This window comes from Pseudescherichia sp. (assembly GCF_031998825.1).
Taxonomy (GTDB): Bacteria; Pseudomonadota; Gammaproteobacteria; order Enterobacterales; family Enterobacteriaceae; genus Pseudescherichia.
This window is the reverse complement of the sequence record NZ_DAMACX010000009.1, coordinates 1-16037: the sequence shown is the minus strand read 5'-3', so window position 1 is coordinate 16037 and position 16037 is coordinate 1. Positions and strand designations below refer to the sequence as shown.

The window sequence follows — 16037 nt, the reverse complement described above, 5'->3', positions numbered from 1 at the left end:
TAAGGGGCGAACGCGATTACAGCGCGCTGATAACGCTCTGCTGTTCGGCGAGTTTAACTTTCGCTTCGGCCAGGGCGGTCAGACGCTCACGCTCTTTGGCAACGACCGCTTCCGGCGCGCGCGCTACGAAGCCTTCGTTCCCCAGTTTGCTCTCGATACGACCGATCTCTGCTTCAACCTTAGCAACTTCTTTCGCCAGACGCTCCAGCTCGGCTGCCTTGTCGATCAGGCCAGCCATCGGGATCAGCAGCTCTGCGCCGTCGACGATCTTGGTCACGGAGACCGGACCTTTATCATCGGCAGGCAGCAGGGTGATGCTCTCCAGACGCGCCAGGGTCTGCAGGAAGCTGCGGTTGTCGTTCACACGACGTGCCGCATCGCTGCTGCAGCCGCGCAGCAGTAGCTCCAGCGGTTTAGCCGGGGAGAGGTTCATCTCGGCGCGGATGTTACGCACCGCAATAATCGCCTGCTTCAGCCACTCGGTATCCGCTACCGCGGCTTCATCAACCTGGGCGGCATCGAATGCCGGGAAGGGTTGCAGCATGATAGTGTCAGCGGTGTTACCGGTCAGCACCTTCACGCGCTGCCAGATGGTTTCGGTAATGAACGGGATGATCGGATGCGCCAGACGCAGCAGACCTTCCAGCACCGTGACCAGGGTGTTGCGCGTGCCACGCAGTTCCGCTTCAGATCCACCGTTCATCACCGGCTTGGTCAGCTCCAGATACCAGTCACAGAACTGGTTCCAGGTGAACTCATACAGGATGCCCGCAGCAATATCGAAGCGGTAGCTGTCCAGCGCTTCACGGAAGGCTTTCACCGTCTGGTTAAACTCGGCACGGATCCAGCGATCCGCCAGGGAGAGGGTCATCTCGCCGCCGTTGAAGCCGCAATCCTGCTCTTCGGTGTTCATCAGCACAAAGCGGCTGGCGTTCCACAGCTTGTTACAGAAGTTACGGTAGCCTTCCAGGCGCTTCATGTCCCAGTTGATGTCGCGGCCGGTAGAGGCCAGCGCCGCCAGGGTAAAGCGCAGGGCATCGGTGCCGTGCGGCTCGATGCCGTTCGGGAACTGCTTCTCGGTGCGCTTGGCAATTTTCTCGGCCAGCTGCGGCTGCATCATGTTGCCGGTACGCTTCTCCAGCAGATCCGCCAGAGAGATACCGTCCACCATATCCAGCGGATCGATAACGTTGCCCTTGGATTTGGACATCTTCTGGCCTTCGTCGTCGCGGATCAGACCGGTCATGTAGATGGTCTTGAACGGGATCTGCGGCTTGCCATCTTCATCTTTGATGAAGTGCATGGTCATCATGATCATGCGGGCGATCCAGAAGAAGATGATGTCGAAGCCGGAGACCATCACCGAGGTCGGGTGGAACTGACGCAGAGCGTCGGTGTTCTCCGGCCAGCCGAGGGTAGAGAAGGTCCACAGCGCAGAGGAGAACCAGGTGTCCAGCACGTCTTCGTCCTGGCGCAGGGCGACGTCGGCGCTCAGGTTGTTCTCCTGACGCACTTCCTCTTCCGTACGGCCAACGAAGACGTTGCCTTCGCTGTCGTACCAGGCCGGGATACGGTGGCCCCACCACAGCTGACGGGAGATACACCAGTCCTGAATATCGCGCATCCAGGAGAAGTACATGTTCTCGTACTGCTTCGGCACGAACTGAATGTCGCCGTTCTCAACCGCTTCCACAGCCGGTTTTGCCAGCACGTCGGCGCGGACGTACCACTGGTCGGTCAGCATCGGCTCGATCACTACGCCGCCACGGTCGCCGTACGGTACGGTCAGGTCGTGCGGTTTGATCTCTTCCAGCAGGCCAAGGGCGTCAACGGCAGCTACCACCGCTTTACGGGCAGCAAAGCGCTCCAGGTTCTGGAACGCTGCCGGGATCTCGCTGGAGTAGACGTCGGATTCGTTGCCTTTGGTGTCGTACACCTCGGCGCTTTCACGAATATCGCCGTCAAAGGTCAGGATGTTGATCATCGGCAGGGCGTGACGACGGCCCACTTCGTAGTCGTTAAAGTCGTGCGCCGGGGTGATCTTCACGCAGCCGGTGCCTTTCTCCATGTCGGCGTGCTCGTCGCCTACAATCGGAATACGACGGTTCACCAGCGGCAGCACCACGAATTTGCCGATCAGATCTTTGTAGCGCGGATCTTCCGGGTTCACCGCGACGCCGGTATCCCCCAGCAGGGTCTCCGGACGGGTGGTCGCCACCACCAGGTAATCTTTACCGTCGGCGGTTTTCGCGCCGTCGGCCAGCGGGTAGCGGATGTGCCACATGGAACCTTTCGATTCGCGGTTCTCAACTTCCAGGTCGGAAATCGCGGTGCGCAGCTTCGGATCCCAGTTCACCAGGCGCTTGCCACGGTAGATCAGATCTTCTTTATAGAGGCGAACGAACACCTCTTTCACGGCGTTGGAGAGGCCTTCGTCCATGGTGAAGCGCTCGCGCTCCCAGTCCACGGAGTTGCCGAGACGGCGCATCTGACGGGTGATGGTGCCACCGGACTCTGCCTTCCACTGCCAAATTTTGTCGATGAAGGCATCGCGACCGTAGTCGTGACGGGTTTTTCCCTCTTCAGCGGCAATCTTACGCTCAACCACCATCTGGGTCGCAATGCCCGCATGGTCGGTCCCGGCCTGCCACAGGGTGTTTTTGCCCTGCATGCGCTGGTAGCGGATCATGGTATCCATGATGGTCTGCTGGAAGGCGTGGCCCATATGCAAACTGCCGGTCACGTTCGGCGGCGGGATCATGATGCAGAAGCTCTCCTGGCTATCATCGCCATTCGGTTTGAAGTAGCCCTGCTGCTCCCAGTGCTCGTAAAGCGGCTGTTCGATATCTTGGGGGTTATATGTCTTTTCCATTATTTCCAGGTTGCCGTGTTCAGGTTGAAACCAGCCAGGCGATAGGCCTTATAGCGCTCGCGAGCCAGTTGTTTCAGAGTTTCTTCGTGAGGAACGAAGTCTACCACTTCTGTGAAAGCGGTGGCAAAATCTGCAAAGTTTACCCGCAGGCTGATCAGCAGATCGCGCGGGCTGCTGTTGCGTTTTTGCGGCCAAGCGATCTCCACTGGCGCACCGCCGCGTGGGCCTTCGCCTGCCAGATTATGCGGCACAAAGCTCTCCGCCGGACGCGCCCAGAGGGCCTCGTCGAGGCGAATCGCCTGCCGCTCATCCTCGCAGGCAATGAGGATACGCTTGCCGTTGCGCCAGCGTTCGGCGGCCAGCTCACACACCAGCGCTTCTACTGCGTCTAAGCCATCGTGATCAAGAAGGTAAAACGTTGCGTTTTTCATATATGGGGCTTCTTGTGGTCACTTTAAATGCGAAGCCGGGTGGCGCTACGCTTACCCGGCCTACGATTTACTGCCGTATTACGTTTACTCTTCGCCGTTAAAACCAGCGCGGTTCAGCAGGAACTGCGACAGCAGGGCCACAGGACGGCCGGTTGCGCCTTTGGCTTTACCAGAGCGCCATGCGGTCCCGGCGATGTCGAGGTGTGCCCAGTTGTACTTCCGGGTAAAGCGCGACAGGAAGCAGCCAGCGGTGATCGCCCCACCGGGACGCCCGCCGATGTTGGCCATATCGGCAAAGTTCGACTCCAGCTGCTCGTAGTACTCGTCGCTCATCGGCAGACGCCATGCGCGATCCCCTGCCTGCTCGGACGCGCCGATCAGCTCGTGGGCCAGAGGGTTGTGGTTCGACATCAGGCCGGTGATGTGATGGCCGAGGGCAATCACGCACGCGCCGGTCAGGGTGGCGATGTCGATCACCAGCTCCGGATCGAAGCGCTCAACGTAGGTCAGGACGTCGCACAGCACCAGACGCCCTTCGGCATCGGTGTTCAGCACTTCCACGGTCTGGCCGGACATGGTGGTCAGGACGTCCCCTGGACGGAAGGCGCGGCCACCGGGCATGTTCTCACATCCTGCCAGCACGCCCACCACGTTCAGCGGCAGCTTCAGCTCGGCGACCATGCGCATCACGCCGTACACCGCCGCTGCGCCGCACATGTCGTACTTCATCTCATCCATGCCTTCGGCTGGCTTGATGGAGATGCCGCCGGAGTCAAAGGTCAGCCCTTTACCCACCAGCACAATCGGACGCGCGTCGGCATCGCTGCTGCCCTTGTACTCGATGACCGACATCAGGGATTCGTTCTGCGAACCCTGGCCCACTGCCAGGTAGGAGTGCATCCCCAGCTCGCGCATCTGCTGCTCGCCGATCACCCGGGTGGTGATGTTCTCGCTGTTGGAGTCCGCCAGCTGGCGCGCCTGCGACGCAAGATAACCTGCGTTACAGATATTGGGCGGCATGTTGCTGAGATCTTTCGCCGCTTTAATGCCGCAGGCGATCGCCAGACCGTGCTGGATCGCACGTTCGCCGCTGGTCAGCTCCCGGCGAGTGGGCACGTTGAAGACCATCTTGCGCAGCGGACGACGCGGCTCGGATTTATTGGTTTTCAGCTGATCGAAGCTGTAGAGCGTCTCTTTTGCCGTCTCTACCGCCTGGCGCACTTTCCAGTAGGTGTTGCGTCCTTTAACGTGCAGTTCGGTCAGGAAGCAGACCGCCTCCATCGAGCCGGTATCATTCAGCGTATTAATGGTTTTCTGAATAACCTGCTTGTACTGGCGCTCGTCCAGCTCACGCTCTTTCCCACAGCCAATCAGCAAAATGCGCTCTGACAGGACGTTAGGAACATGGTGCAGCAACAACGTCTGTCCCGGCTTGCCTTCCAGCTCTCCACGGCGCAGCAGCGCGCTGATGTAGCCGTCGCTGATTTTATCGAGCTGCTCGGCGATAGGGGAGAGCCGGCGCGGTTCAAATACGCCAACCACGATGCAGGCACTCCGCTGTTTCTCCGGGCTACCGCTTTTTACACTGAACTCCATGCACTACGCTCCTGAATCTTAAAGACAACAGCCGGGGCTACGGATAGAATTGCAAGCTTTCGTAACTCATGTCCGCTGTTGCGGTGACTTCGTGTTAATCTTAGTTCGACACGTCAGAACATATCCTGAAACGTGCATCCGCTGAGTTTCTTATATCTTAGCGATGCTTTCGACGACTCAAGAGAATAAATGACGTTTAAGCCATGAAACAAGCGATTTTCCTGCAAAAAGACGGGTTTTTACGGGCGTATTTATAGTGATAATCATAAGATATCTAGTTCGGGAGACGCTAAAAAGTCAACTTGCGATCTTATTCATCCTGCTTCTGATCTTCTTCTGTCAGAAATTGGTGCGGATCTTAGGCGCAGCCGTTGACGGTGATATCCCGACAAATCTGGTGCTCTCCTTACTGGGGCTGGGCGTACCTGAAATGGCGCAGCTGATCCTGCCGCTTAGCCTCTTCCTTGGGCTGCTGATGACGTTTGGCAAGCTCTACACCGACAGCGAGATCACGGTGATGCACGCCTGCGGCCTGAGCAAGGCTGTGCTGGTGAAGGCGGCGATGGTGCTGGTCATCTTCACCGGCATTCTGGCCACCGTTAACGTGATGTGGGCCGGGCCGTGGTCCTCGCGTCATCAGGATGAAGTGCTGGCGGAGGCCAAAGCCAACCCTGGCATGGCGGCGCTGGCTCAGGGCCAGTTCCAGCAGGCCACCGACGGCAACTCAGTGCTGTTTATCGAGAGCGTGAGCGGCAGCAGCTTCCACGACGTCTTCCTCGCGCAGCTGCGTCCTAAAGGCAACGCCCGCCCATCGGTGGTCGTCGCCGACTCCGGCCAGCTGGCACAGCGTAAAGACGGCTCGCAGGTGGTGACCCTCACCAAAGGAACGCGCTTCGAAGGCACCGCGCTGCTGCGCGACTTCCGCATCACCGACTTCCAGGACTACCAGGCGATTGTGGGCCATCAGGCGGTGGCGCTGGATCCGGACGATACCGAGCAGATGGACATGCGCACCCTGATGCGCACCGACACGCCGCGGGCGAGCGCGGAGCTGCACTGGCGCTTAACCCTCATCTTCGCCGTATTCGTGATGGCGCTGATGGTGGTGCCGCTCAGCGTGGTTAACCCGCGCCAGGGCCGGGTGCTCTCTATGCTGCCAGCGATGCTGCTCTATCTGGTCTTCTTCCTGGTTCAGACCTCGCTGAAGTCTAACGGCGGCAAGGGCAAGCTCGATCCGATGATCTGGATGTGGGCAGTTAACCTGTTCTATCTGGCATTGGCGATTGCGCTGAACCTGTGGGATACGGTGCCGATGCGCCGGATACGCGCCCGTTTCGTGCGTAAAGGAGCGTTATAATGCAGGCTTTTGGCGTACTCGATCGCTATATCGGTAAGACCATCTTCACCACCATCATGATGACGCTGTTCATGCTGGTGTCGCTCTCGGGCATCATCAAGTTTGTCGATCAGCTCAAACGCGCCGGGCAGGGGAGCTACGATGCGATGGGCGCGGGGATGTACACCGTGCTCAGCATTCCAAAAGATATCCAGATCTTCTTCCCGATGGCGGCCCTGCTGGGCGCACTGTTGGGGCTGGGGATGCTGGCCCAGCGCAGCGAGCTGGTAGTGATGCAGGCCTCTGGCTTTACCCGTTTCCAGGTGGCGCTGTCGGTCATGAAGACGGCGATCCCGCTGGTGCTGCTGACCATGGCGATTGGGGAGTGGGTCGCGCCGCAGGGCGAGCAGATGGCGCGTAACTACCGTGCCCAGGCCATCTACGGCGGCGCAATGCTCTCTACCCAGCAGGGGCTGTGGGCCAAAGATGGCAACAGCTTTGTCTATATCCAGCAGGTTTCTGGCAACAGCGAGCTGAACGGCGTGAGCATCTACAGCTTCAACGATCAGCGTCGCCTGCAGTCGGTGCGCTACGCGGCGCACGCGGCGTTTGATGAGCAGCAGAAGGTCTGGAAACTGTCGCAGGTGGACGAGTCTAACCTGCAAGATCCGAAGCAGATTACCGGCTCCCAGACCGTGAGCGGCACCTGGAAGACCAACCTGACGCCGGACAAGCTGGGTGTAGTCGCCCTGGAGCCGGATGCGCTCTCCATCAGCGGCCTGCGCGACTATGTGAAGTATCTGAAGTCAACCGGGCAGGACTCTGGCCGCTACCAGCTCAACATGTGGAGTAAGATCTTCCAGCCGCTGTCGGTGGCAGTCATGATGCTGATGGCGCTGTCGTTCATCTTTGGCCCGCTGCGCAGCGTGCCGATGGGCGTGCGGGTGGTCACCGGGATCAGCTTCGGCTTTGTCTTCTACGTGCTGGATCAGATCTTCGGCCCGCTGACGCTGGTATACGGCATTCCGCCGATTATCGGCGCGCTGCTGCCGAGCGCTTCGTTCTTTGCCATCAGCGTCTGGCTGATGATGCGTCGGGCGTAATCTTGCCTCCCCCGCTCTTTTTGGGCGGGGGAAATTGCGCTTTCATACTTTGCGCTTCGTCACACCGTCTATGCTTTCCTTACGATTAATTAACCGCTCGGGAAGCTATGTCCAAATTTTTCTTCAACGACCGCAAGCAGCTGGTCAATGATGCCATCGAAGGCTTAATTATCTCCGCGCCGCACGCTAACCTGGTGCGTCTCGATATCGATCCTGCTATCCGCATCGTTGCGCGTGGCGACTGGGATAAGGGCCGCGTGGCGGTCATCTCCGGCGGCGGCTCCGGCCACGAGCCAGCCCACGCGGGCTTCGTCGGCAAAGGGATGCTCACCGCCGCCGTCTGCGGGGACGTCTTCGCCTCCCCCAGCGTCGATGCCGTGCTTAACGCCATCGTCGCCGTTACCGGCGATCGCGGCTGCCTGCTGATCGTCAAAAACTACACCGGGGATCGCCTCAACTTCGGCCTTGCGGCTGAGAAAGCCAAACGTCACGGCCTGAAGGTGGAGATGGTGATCGTCGCCGACGACATCGCCCTGCCGGATAACAAGCAGCCGCGTGGCATCGCCGGAACGGCGCTGGTGCATAAGATTGCAGGCCACGCCGCCGAGCAGGGTAAATCCCTCGGCGAGGTGCGGGCCATAGCCCAGCAGGCCAGCGACAGCGTCTGGAGCCTCGGGCTGGCGATGGAGACCTGCAACCTGCCGGGCAGCGGCGAAGAGGAGGAGAACCGCATCCAGCGCGGCAAGGTCGAGCTGGGCCTCGGCATTCACGGCGAGCCGGGGGCCAGCACCGTTGACTCTCACAACAGCAAAACCCTCATTGATACCCTCGTCGAGCCGCTGAAGGCGCAGGCGGGTAACGATCGCGTGGCGGTGCTGATCAACAACCTCGGCGGCGTCTCGGCGCTGGAGATGGCTCTGCTCACCAAAGAGCTGGCGCACTCGGCGCTGAAGGATCAGATTGCCTACCTCATTGGCCCCGCGCCGCTGGTCAGCTCCCTGGATATGAAAGGGTTCTCGCTCTCGCTGCTGCGCCTCAACGATGAGTTTGAGCGCGCCCTTAACGCGGACGTCGAGACCGTCGGCTGGCAAAAACCGGTGGCCTTTGCCCCGGTGCGCACGGTTAAGCACAACGCGATTAGCACCGGCATCGAGACCCAGCCCTCCGACAACCCCCAAGTTAGCGCCATAGTTAAAGCCGCCACCGAGACGCTGATTAGCCTCGAGAACCGGCTCAACGCGCTGGATGCCAAAGTCGGCGACGGCGACACCGGCTCGACCTTTGCCGAAGGGGCGCGGGATATCGCCCAGCAGCTCGAGCAGGGCAAGCTGCCGCTGGACAACAGCGCCCAGCTCTTCCAGCTCATCGGCGAGCGATTGGCGACGGTGATGGGCGGCTCCAGCGGGGTGCTGATGTCGATATTCTTCACCGCTGCCGGACAGGCGATCCACGACGGGGCCAGCATCGCCGATGCGCTCCTGAAAGGCCTCAAGCAGATGAAACACTACGGTGGGGCAGATCTGGGTGACCGGACGCTGATCGACGCGCTACAGCCTGCTCTGGAGGCGTTGCAGAGCCAGGATCTTAGCGCTGCGGTTGCGGCCGCTAAAGAGGGTGCAGAGAGCACCGCCGCGATGCAGAAAGCGGGGGCGGGGCGCTCGTCGTACGTTAACAGCGACAGCCTGACGGGCGTCACCGATCCAGGTGCAGTAGCGGTAGCCGAGGTCTTTGCTGCTTTAGTGAAGGTCTAACGGTAGGCCCGGCAAGCTACGCGCCGCCGGGCATTTACGATTTAAAAATCCGCTTTCAGCACCACGCGATAACGGGCCTTGCCATCACGAACGTGCTGCAGGGCCTCGTTGATCTGCGACATCGGGAACATCTCGGTCTGCGGGGCAACCTTGCTGCGACCGGCAAAGCGCAGCAGCTTGCGCAGCTCGTACGGCGTCCCGGTTGCTGAACCGGAGATGCTGCGGTCGCCACCGATCAGGGTAAAGGCCGGAACCGGAAGGGGCTTCAGCACCGCGCCGACGGTGTGGAAGTTACCGCCGTGGGCCAGCGCCTCGAAGTAGGGCTGCCAGTCGAGATCGACGTTAACGGTGTTGATAATCAGATCGAACTGGCCCGCCAGGGCTTTTAACGCCTCTGGATCGCGGCTGTTCACCACCTTATCCGCCCCGAACCGCAGCACCTCCTGCTCCTTCGCCGGGTTAGAGCTGAACGCCGTCACCTCGCAGCCCATGGCGTGCAGCAGCTTGATGGCGATATGACCCAGTCCGCCGATACCGATCACCCCGACGCGGCTGGTGGCGGTGATGTGGTGCATCAGGAGCGGTTTAAACACCGTGATGCCGCCGCAGAGCATCGGCCCGGCGGATTCAATATCGATGCTGTCCGGAAGCGGGATCACCCACTGCCAGTCGGCGCGCAGCTTATCAGCAAAGCCGCCGTGGTTAAGGATGGTCGGCGTCGCGCCTTCCAGACAGTTGATCTGGTTGCCGCTGATACAGGCATCGCAGTGGCCGCAGCTGCGCGCCGTCCAGCCGATACCTACCCGCTGGCCTACCTTCAGACCTTTGTCCTGCGCCGCGCTGCCCAGGGCCACTACGCGACCAATCACCTCATGCCCGGCGATCAGCGGATACTGGGACATGCCCCACTCGTTGTCGATCATCGACAGGTCAGAGTGGCAGATCCCGCAGTAGTCTACCTGTACCTCAACGTCCCCCGCCTGCAGTTCGCCAGGATCGTACTCGTATAGCTCCAGTTCGCTCCCAGCTTCTTTCGCGGCATAGCTTTTTATTGTGCTCATTGTGGTTTCCTCAGGTTCAGCGTTGAGTAGGAAGTGTAGAGCATGGGGTAGGGCGGCGCATGGGCGGAAGGTGCGAGATGGGAAAAGAGAATTGAGAGAAGGAGGGGTACGGCAAGGAACTGTGATTACCGCTGTTTTTTTCAACACTTAGCTAGGTCTGAGTACGCTGGCGCTTGCATGGTAGCGTGCGACGGGTATAATTCTCGAAGTTTTCCGCATACCTCTTCAGTGCCGGAGTGGCGAAATCGGTAGACGCAGTTGATTCAAAATCAACCGTAGAAATACGTGCCGGTTCGAGTCCGGCCTTCGGCACCATTAGTACTTCCAAGACCATCCGAGAAAGTCCAATTACCCCTTAAAAATCAATGCTTGCAGCGATTTTTACGTCCTGAGTCGTCCGAGGTTGTCCGTTGAAATCCGGATGTCATTGGGGGCATAATTGGGGGCATCTTAACTTCGATTAGAAATGTGCCCCCAAATGAAGCTCAACGCCAGACAGGTCGAGACCGCAAAGCCAAAAGACAAAACTTACAAAATGGCCGATGGCGGCGGTTTGTATCTCGAGGTTTCGGCCAAGGGTTCTAAATACTGGCGCATGAAATACCGACGCCCCTCTGACAAAAAAGAGGATCGCCTCGCTTTTGGTGTGTGGCCTACAGTGACGCTCGCGCAGGCAAGAGCAAAGCGAGATGAAGCTAAAAAGCTGTTAGTGCAGGGCATTGACCCAAAAGCCGAACAGAAAGAAGCTCAGGCTGAGAATTCGGGGGCATATACTTTCGAAACTATCGCTCGTGAATGGCATGACAGTAACAAGCGCTGGAGCGAAGACCATCGATCGCGCGTTCTTCGCTATCTTGAGCTTTATATTTTCCCTCATATCGGTTCGTCCGACATTCGCCAGCTCAAAACCAGTCACCTGTTAGCCCCGATTAAAAAAGTTGATGCCAGTGGTAAGCATGATGTTGCTCAGCGCCTGCAACAGCGTGTCACAGCCATAATGCGTTACGCCGTACAGAATGATTACATCGACTCAAATCCAGCCAGTGATATGGCCGGTGCGCTATCGACAACCAAAGCGCGACATTACCCCGCTTTACCCTCCAGCCGGTTCCCAGAGTTTCTTACTCGTCTTGCTGCATATCGTGGCCGTGTAATGACACGGATTGCGGTCGAGCTTTCGTTACTCACTTTCGTGCGTTCCAGTGAGTTACGTTTCGCGCGTTGGGATGAGTTTGATTTTGATAAATCGCTATGGCACGTTCCTGCGAAACGTGAAGAAATTAAAGGCGTGCGTTATTCGTATCGTGGAATGAAGATGAAAGAGGAGCATATCGTTCCGCTTAGTCGGCAGGCGATGATTTTGTTAGAGCAGCTTAAGCAGATTAGTGGTGATAAAGATCTGCTTTTTCCAGGGGATCATGACGCAACTAAAGTCATGAGTGAAAACACGGTAAACAGCGCATTACGTGCGATGGGATATGATACGAAAACTGAGGTCTGCGGGCACGGATTCAGGACGATGGCGCGGGGTGCGCTTGGTGAATCAGGCTTATGGAGTGATGACGCGATAGAACGACAGTTGAGCCATTCAGAGCGTAATAATGTACGTGCAGCTTATATTCATACATCTGAGCATTTGGATGAACGCAGGTTAATGGTGCAGTGGTGGGCTGATTACCTTGATGAGAATAGAATTAAATTAGTATCTCCTTATGAGTTTGCTAAATGATATCATATTATTTTTGTTTTTTTTATTGATCAAGGGGCGTGATGCCCCTGTTTTATTTTACTAAATAACGGCATTTAATGTCTTTAAATAATCTTTTACCCGATTTAACTCCAGCTCCAGCAAATTATGCGTAAGAGTGTCGTCATTTGAGAATTTGTAATTCTCAACTGCTTTGTTTAGTTTGTTTCTATATTTTCTTAGTTCTTTTTTGTATGAATCATGAATATTCATATATATGTATCTTGTTAGCTTGCTTATGTGGTGTTCTCCATCAGCTATAAGTTTTTTATCTGCTGACTTATTATCGGCGTCATCGTTTTTACTAATGTCTACACTTTCTCCAGTTTTTTCATGAATGGTCGTTTTTAACTCTGATTTTATTTCTGCTTCTTGTTGTTCAGTTATTTCTATTTCCTCAATGGCATTAAATGCTTCATTGATAACTTCATTGATATCATTTTTTTTTCTAATAATTTGTCTCATTTCCTCATAAGTAATAAAACGGTTGTGTGCAACTTTATTTCTCAGATCATACAAAGATTCCCAATCGTCAATAAGTTTTTCTTCTTTTTTATTTCGCTCTTTAGAATCGGTGCTTTCTGAATAAACTTCAGGGGAGAAATATCGTTGCCAGTTACTCTTAGGGACAAAGTCCATTAGCTTTTCAACGTCAATGGTTTTTTTTGTGCTATTTAAAATCCGATGAACATCGGCTGTTTTGATTGTACTATACTTATCGAATAAAAACTTGGAAAGCTGAATGAAATCCGTTTCTGAAAGGAATGTGTTCAGTGATTGAGTTTCAGATTTAACGTCTTTATTTTTGATTGAATCTATGACTTCTTGTGGAATGTTTGACTTAATCCACTCCAAGCCTACTTTCGTAGACATAAAAATGGTTATTAATTTTCTCATTTTATTTTCTATTTCATGTATGTGCTTGTAGCCTTCAATAGAAAATTCAGTTGCTAAGTCATCTCTAAGCGTATTAAGTTGTGAGTGTTGTAATTCTCTAATTGTAGCAATGACTTCTTTATTTAGGTCTCTAATTGCTAGTTTTTCTCTCTCATTTGAAACCTCAGTCAGGTTGCAAATATCAATAAGATAGCTACGGTAAGCTTCATTTTTTGACTTTATTTTCTTTACGTTTAGGGAAAACTCAGTGTTATGAAATGTGATGGTGTTGTTGGACCCCTTTTTTTCTATCCTTAAGTTTTGGTTAAGTTGAAGGCCTCTTATTAAATCCTCTTCATTTTGCATTAGCTTTCTTTCTTCTGAGAAAATCAACAGATATTCAGAGGTGTAGTTTTTCCCTTCCATTAGTTCTCCTTAAATATGTTTATTGAATGGGGGATGTGGCTGTGTTGTTACAATACAGGCTCTAGTACCCGATCACCAAGTAATATCGATGGGCTCAGGGCATCACCGTGCAAAATGAGCGATGTTGAGGTTATAGGTGAACTGCTGAAAAGCTACACCTTGGGACGTTAAAATGGGTACTTTCCTCCGGTGTACGTCTTTTTCTCCCCCTTACCTGGCCTTCTTGGAAGCTCTCAACTCGCTCTAATATCCCTGTACTACGCACTGACACTACCGCAAACCCGCACAGCATAGAGACGCCCGCAGGCCGTTAAATTAAATAAGCACTTTACCGCTGGCGCGCAATGCTCTCCCCGCCACGCCTGCCAGCTTGAAAACCGCTTTTAATGCAGAGGCATGAACGGCCTCCGGGCGCACCAGTGCTGATACTGGCGGGGGATTCAATATGGTTAAAACGCATGCAAAACCATGCACCTTATGCATGCATGGCTGTTTCACAAAAAAGGCAGGATCTTCAGGCATTTTTAAACAGTCTACGGAGCGGACAGTTCTGCGCCCCAGCAGGTGTAATTCAGTTTTTTTGCGGACGTGAACTTTTCGCAACTATCACCACGCGAGCGTCATGCTTTTACTCACCTTTGAATACTACGAGCTGAGCGAGCCAGAGGGTTAATCCTCACTCCCCTCACCGACGATAACGGTTGTTTATTTCGCCCCCTCTTATGCCGACCTCAACCTAAGCCCCTGTAATGCTCTCTGCCGCGTCGCTCTGCACTGGCCCGCCACTCTTCGCTCTCGAACCTTGCGTTCCTCCAGTGCCCCAAAGCAGCGAGATTTGCCCCCCTCCGGACCTTGCTGGCTCATCGAGAATTGTACGATTGGCACCATTTAACCCTGTTGCGCGCTCTCGTAGCCCCGCCACGCCTGCGCACTTCATGCAGCTGTTTTCCTGCACCTGCATGAGTGGCTCCGGCCTGCGCCGCTGCTGGCCTTTGCTGCCGCTTTTGGGTGCCTGAGACTCATGCGTTTTCATGCAGCATAGACATGCACGCTCACGCTGATGAGTGCAAGCACAAAAAAGCCCGGCATATTGCCGGGCATCATAAGATTCTAAAGCAGAGACTCAGAAAATTTTGCGCTTGCGCCGGTCGGTTCTGGCTCCCCTGACAGGATAAGCGCCAGTCAGGCTGATGACGTTATCCCGGAACATTAGCGGCAGGTTCTTATGCGTCCACTTCTCAATGAGGTTCACGGCAAATTTACGATACAGAGTATCCGCGTCGTTCGCTCCCTCAATCACGCCTGCCGCATGGACCGATCCGTTTCGCTCAAACTGGCTGTATTTCATTCTGAATAAGCTGCCGAGTTCAACGCCATTCACCATAAAAAATTCATCGATGAGCGTGTCAATACGCTCGTCCATAATGCCGTCATGGCAGAACACATAGGCATTTGCCTTACGTCCGGTAGCATCGGCCAGCGCGGGTAGCTGCTTTTCCCTTTCGGCAATCAGTCCGGTAAGGTCAGATGCCGTTTCCTGCTGCTCCAGATATTCTGCGCGCAGCGCTTTCATTTCCGGCGTGACGGTGCCGCCGTTTTGCTCAAGCAGTTCACGAAAGCGCGCACGGTTGTCCTGGCTTGCCTGCTCCGTTTCGGCCTTACGCTGGCGCAGCGCGCTGATGCTGTCCTCAGCGGCGGCTTCTGCCTTTTTTGCCTCCAGCCAGGCGAACAGTTTACACTGGAGGTCCTGTACGCGGGCCTGCCAGTCAGCGGGAAGGTCCTTCAACAACGCGGTCGTGTGGCTGATAACGTCGGCCTCGGGCAGCTCCAGGAGCCATCCCTCATCCTGCAATGGCTTCTGGCTTCTTGCCACGAGCGAGCCAACGAGTTCAGCGGTTGCCTTAATCTTTTCTTCTGTCATGTTCTGCTGTGTCATGCTTTTTTCTCTCTGTCAGGGCTGTGCGTGACGGTCTTTATGGGTGTAGGCCGAGCCGTAGCGACCCAGCGTCTGCGGCTGAAGCACCGGGACATCGCTCCGCGGTTCCGGTTCTGCCGCCACGGATTTATGCGGCTTCATAATGATTTTCTCGACGCTCTCCAGTGCAGTGAACGTGCAGGAGCAGTCGAGGTTCCGGCACTGATACCAGGTGCGCTTGACGGACGGTGCCTCATAAGAGCTGGTGCGGGTGTAAGCCACCTGGCCGCACTCTGGACATTTCAGGGCCATCAGATGTCTTCCTTCTGCTGTACGGCCTGGCGGGTCATGATCTTGTGAAAGGCGGCAGGTGACGGCGCGTGACTGTCCTTATTGAGCACTACCTGCGTGGCAGCGGGAAAAGATAAAGCGGTATTAGTCATATCGGCTTCCTGTAAGGGCGTTTTCAGTAAGTCAATTGTGCCTGGGCTGGCACAGGCGGTGCCACTAAATGACATTGTGTGACGACTGAGACAAAAAGCCCTTCTTCTGGCCAGCCAGGGAAAGGTCACAGGAAAACCATACTCGATGTTTGTTTTTTTATCTTTTACTATTCACCACTGTTCACCATAAATAAAAATATAGTTAATACAGTAAGATAAAGGGTGAACAGTTGAAGTTTCGACTGTTCATCGTCTGTTCACCACTGTTCACCATTCTTCAAGAACATTAAAAACACAGGATCGAACTTTTTGAATGTTTCTTCCTGTTAATAGTCTTCTTATTAATTGATAGTAAAAGCTTTACATTTTCAGACTGCCCCCCGCTGCATCGTATTGCACATTATTCGCTAATATTCGACGAGTGGCTTTTTTTTGACCAGTCCTGTCATGGTTACAATGGATTTTCGCCTTGTTGCAATA

General features: G+C 55.2%; 13 protein-coding genes and 1 tRNA gene. 5 read left to right on the top strand and 9 right to left on the bottom strand.

The genetic code is table 11. From position 1 onward, the window contains the following. Positions 1 to 16: 16 nt before the first annotated feature. From RTP97_RS06250 to pepA, 3 genes are all read right to left on the bottom strand, one after another. Positions 17 to 2872: a valine--tRNA ligase gene (locus RTP97_RS06250; protein ID WP_312411913.1), complete on the bottom strand. Its 2856-nt coding sequence runs from the start codon at positions 2870 to 2872 to the stop codon at positions 17 to 19. After that, positions 2872 to 3303, bottom strand: coding sequence for a DNA polymerase III subunit chi (gene holC / locus RTP97_RS06245; RefSeq protein WP_312411910.1), 432 nt, complete (start codon positions 3301 to 3303; stop codon positions 2872 to 2874). The genes RTP97_RS06250 and holC overlap by 1 nt, the downstream gene beginning before the upstream one ends. A gap of 84 nt (positions 3304 to 3387) precedes the next feature. Continuing rightward, positions 3388 to 4899, bottom strand: a complete 1512-nt coding sequence (gene pepA, locus RTP97_RS06240) for a leucyl aminopeptidase (RefSeq protein WP_312411907.1) — start codon at positions 4897 to 4899, stop codon at positions 3388 to 3390. Positions 4900 to 5155: 256 nt separating this feature from the next. Here pepA and lptF point away from each other — a divergent pair, with 256 nt between their 5' ends. The 3 genes from lptF (at position 5156) to RTP97_RS06225 (ending at position 9089) form a co-directional block, all read left to right on the top strand. Continuing rightward, positions 5156 to 6256 carry an LPS export ABC transporter permease LptF gene (gene lptF, locus RTP97_RS06235; protein ID WP_312411904.1) on the top strand — a complete coding sequence of 367 codons (1101 nt, stop codon included), beginning with the start codon at positions 5156 to 5158 and terminating at the stop codon, positions 6254 to 6256. Further along, positions 6256 to 7338: an LPS export ABC transporter permease LptG gene (gene lptG, locus RTP97_RS06230; RefSeq protein ID WP_312212524.1), complete on the top strand. Its 1083-nt coding sequence runs from the start codon at positions 6256 to 6258 to the stop codon at positions 7336 to 7338. Before lptF ends, lptG begins: the two co-directional genes overlap by 1 nt. Before the next feature lie 107 nt (positions 7339 to 7445). Then, a complete protein-coding gene (locus RTP97_RS06225; protein WP_312411902.1) occupies positions 7446 to 9089 on the top strand; it encodes a dihydroxyacetone kinase subunit DhaK in 1644 nt (547 codons plus the stop codon). A 41-nt stretch (positions 9090 to 9130) separates the two neighbouring features. Here RTP97_RS06225 and RTP97_RS06220 read toward each other — a convergent pair whose 3' ends face one another. Continuing rightward, positions 9131 to 10150 carry an NAD(P)-dependent alcohol dehydrogenase gene (locus tag RTP97_RS06220; RefSeq protein ID WP_312229457.1) on the bottom strand — a complete coding sequence of 340 codons (1020 nt, stop codon included), beginning with the start codon at positions 10148 to 10150 and terminating at the stop codon, positions 9131 to 9133. Positions 10151 to 10380: 230 nt separating this feature from the next. Here RTP97_RS06220 and RTP97_RS06215 point away from each other — a divergent pair. Then, positions 10381 to 10465: transfer RNA gene (locus tag RTP97_RS06215), tRNA-Leu, on the top strand. A gap of 163 nt (positions 10466 to 10628) precedes the next feature. Then, positions 10629 to 11879, top strand: coding sequence for a phage integrase central domain-containing protein (locus RTP97_RS06210; protein ID WP_312411900.1), 1251 nt, complete (start codon positions 10629 to 10631; stop codon positions 11877 to 11879). Positions 11880 to 11939: 60 nt separating this feature from the next. On the opposite strand, the gene RTP97_RS06205 is transcribed toward RTP97_RS06210, so the two are convergent. From RTP97_RS06205 to RTP97_RS06185, 5 genes are all read right to left on the bottom strand, one after another. After that, a complete protein-coding gene (locus RTP97_RS06205) occupies positions 11940 to 13199 on the bottom strand; it encodes a HEPN domain-containing protein (protein ID WP_312411899.1) in 1260 nt (419 codons plus the stop codon). Positions 13200 to 13514: 315 nt separating this feature from the next. Beyond that, positions 13515 to 13802 (bottom strand): hypothetical protein, encoded by a 288-nt coding sequence (locus RTP97_RS06200; RefSeq protein WP_312411898.1) that lies wholly within the window; start codon positions 13800 to 13802, stop codon positions 13515 to 13517. 520 nt (positions 13803 to 14322) lie between these two features. Then, entirely contained in the window at positions 14323 to 15135 is an 813-nt protein-coding gene (locus RTP97_RS06195; RefSeq protein ID WP_312411896.1) for a hypothetical protein, read from the bottom strand. A 15-nt stretch (positions 15136 to 15150) separates the two neighbouring features. After that, a complete protein-coding gene (locus tag RTP97_RS06190) occupies positions 15151 to 15426 on the bottom strand; it encodes an ogr/Delta-like zinc finger family protein (RefSeq protein WP_312411893.1) in 276 nt (91 codons plus the stop codon). Next, on the bottom strand, positions 15426 to 15557 hold the full coding sequence (locus tag RTP97_RS06185; protein WP_312411890.1) for a hypothetical protein: 132 nt from the start codon (positions 15555 to 15557) through the stop codon (positions 15426 to 15428). Before RTP97_RS06185 ends, RTP97_RS06190 begins: the two co-directional genes overlap by 1 nt. Between the last annotated feature and the right edge of the window lie 480 nt (positions 15558 to 16037).

Coding starts and splice junctions, on each gene's coding strand:
- RTP97_RS06210 (WP_312411900.1), top strand. CDS start 10,629: ATGAAGCTCAACGCCAGACAGGTCGAGACCGCAAAGCCAAAAGACAAA.
- lptG (WP_312212524.1), top strand. CDS start 6,256: ATGCAGGCTTTTGGCGTACTCGATCGCTATATCGGTAAGACCATCTTC.
- RTP97_RS06195 (WP_312411896.1), bottom strand. CDS start 15,135: ATGACACAGCAGAACATGACAGAAGAAAAGATTAAGGCAACCGCTGAA.
- RTP97_RS06225 (WP_312411902.1), top strand. CDS start 7,446: ATGTCCAAATTTTTCTTCAACGACCGCAAGCAGCTGGTCAATGATGCC.
- RTP97_RS06205 (WP_312411899.1), bottom strand. CDS start 13,199: ATGGAAGGGAAAAACTACACCTCTGAATATCTGTTGATTTTCTCAGAA.
- pepA (WP_312411907.1), bottom strand. CDS start 4,899: ATGGAGTTCAGTGTAAAAAGCGGTAGCCCGGAGAAACAGCGGAGTGCC.
- RTP97_RS06185 (WP_312411890.1), bottom strand. CDS start 15,557: ATGACTAATACCGCTTTATCTTTTCCCGCTGCCACGCAGGTAGTGCTC.
- RTP97_RS06250 (WP_312411913.1), bottom strand. CDS start 2,872: ATGGAAAAGACATATAACCCCCAAGATATCGAACAGCCGCTTTACGAG.
- RTP97_RS06190 (WP_312411893.1), bottom strand. CDS start 15,426: ATGGCCCTGAAATGTCCAGAGTGCGGCCAGGTGGCTTACACCCGCACC.
- holC (WP_312411910.1), bottom strand. CDS start 3,303: ATGAAAAACGCAACGTTTTACCTTCTTGATCACGATGGCTTAGACGCA.
- RTP97_RS06220 (WP_312229457.1), bottom strand. CDS start 10,150: ATGAGCACAATAAAAAGCTATGCCGCGAAAGAAGCTGGGAGCGAACTG.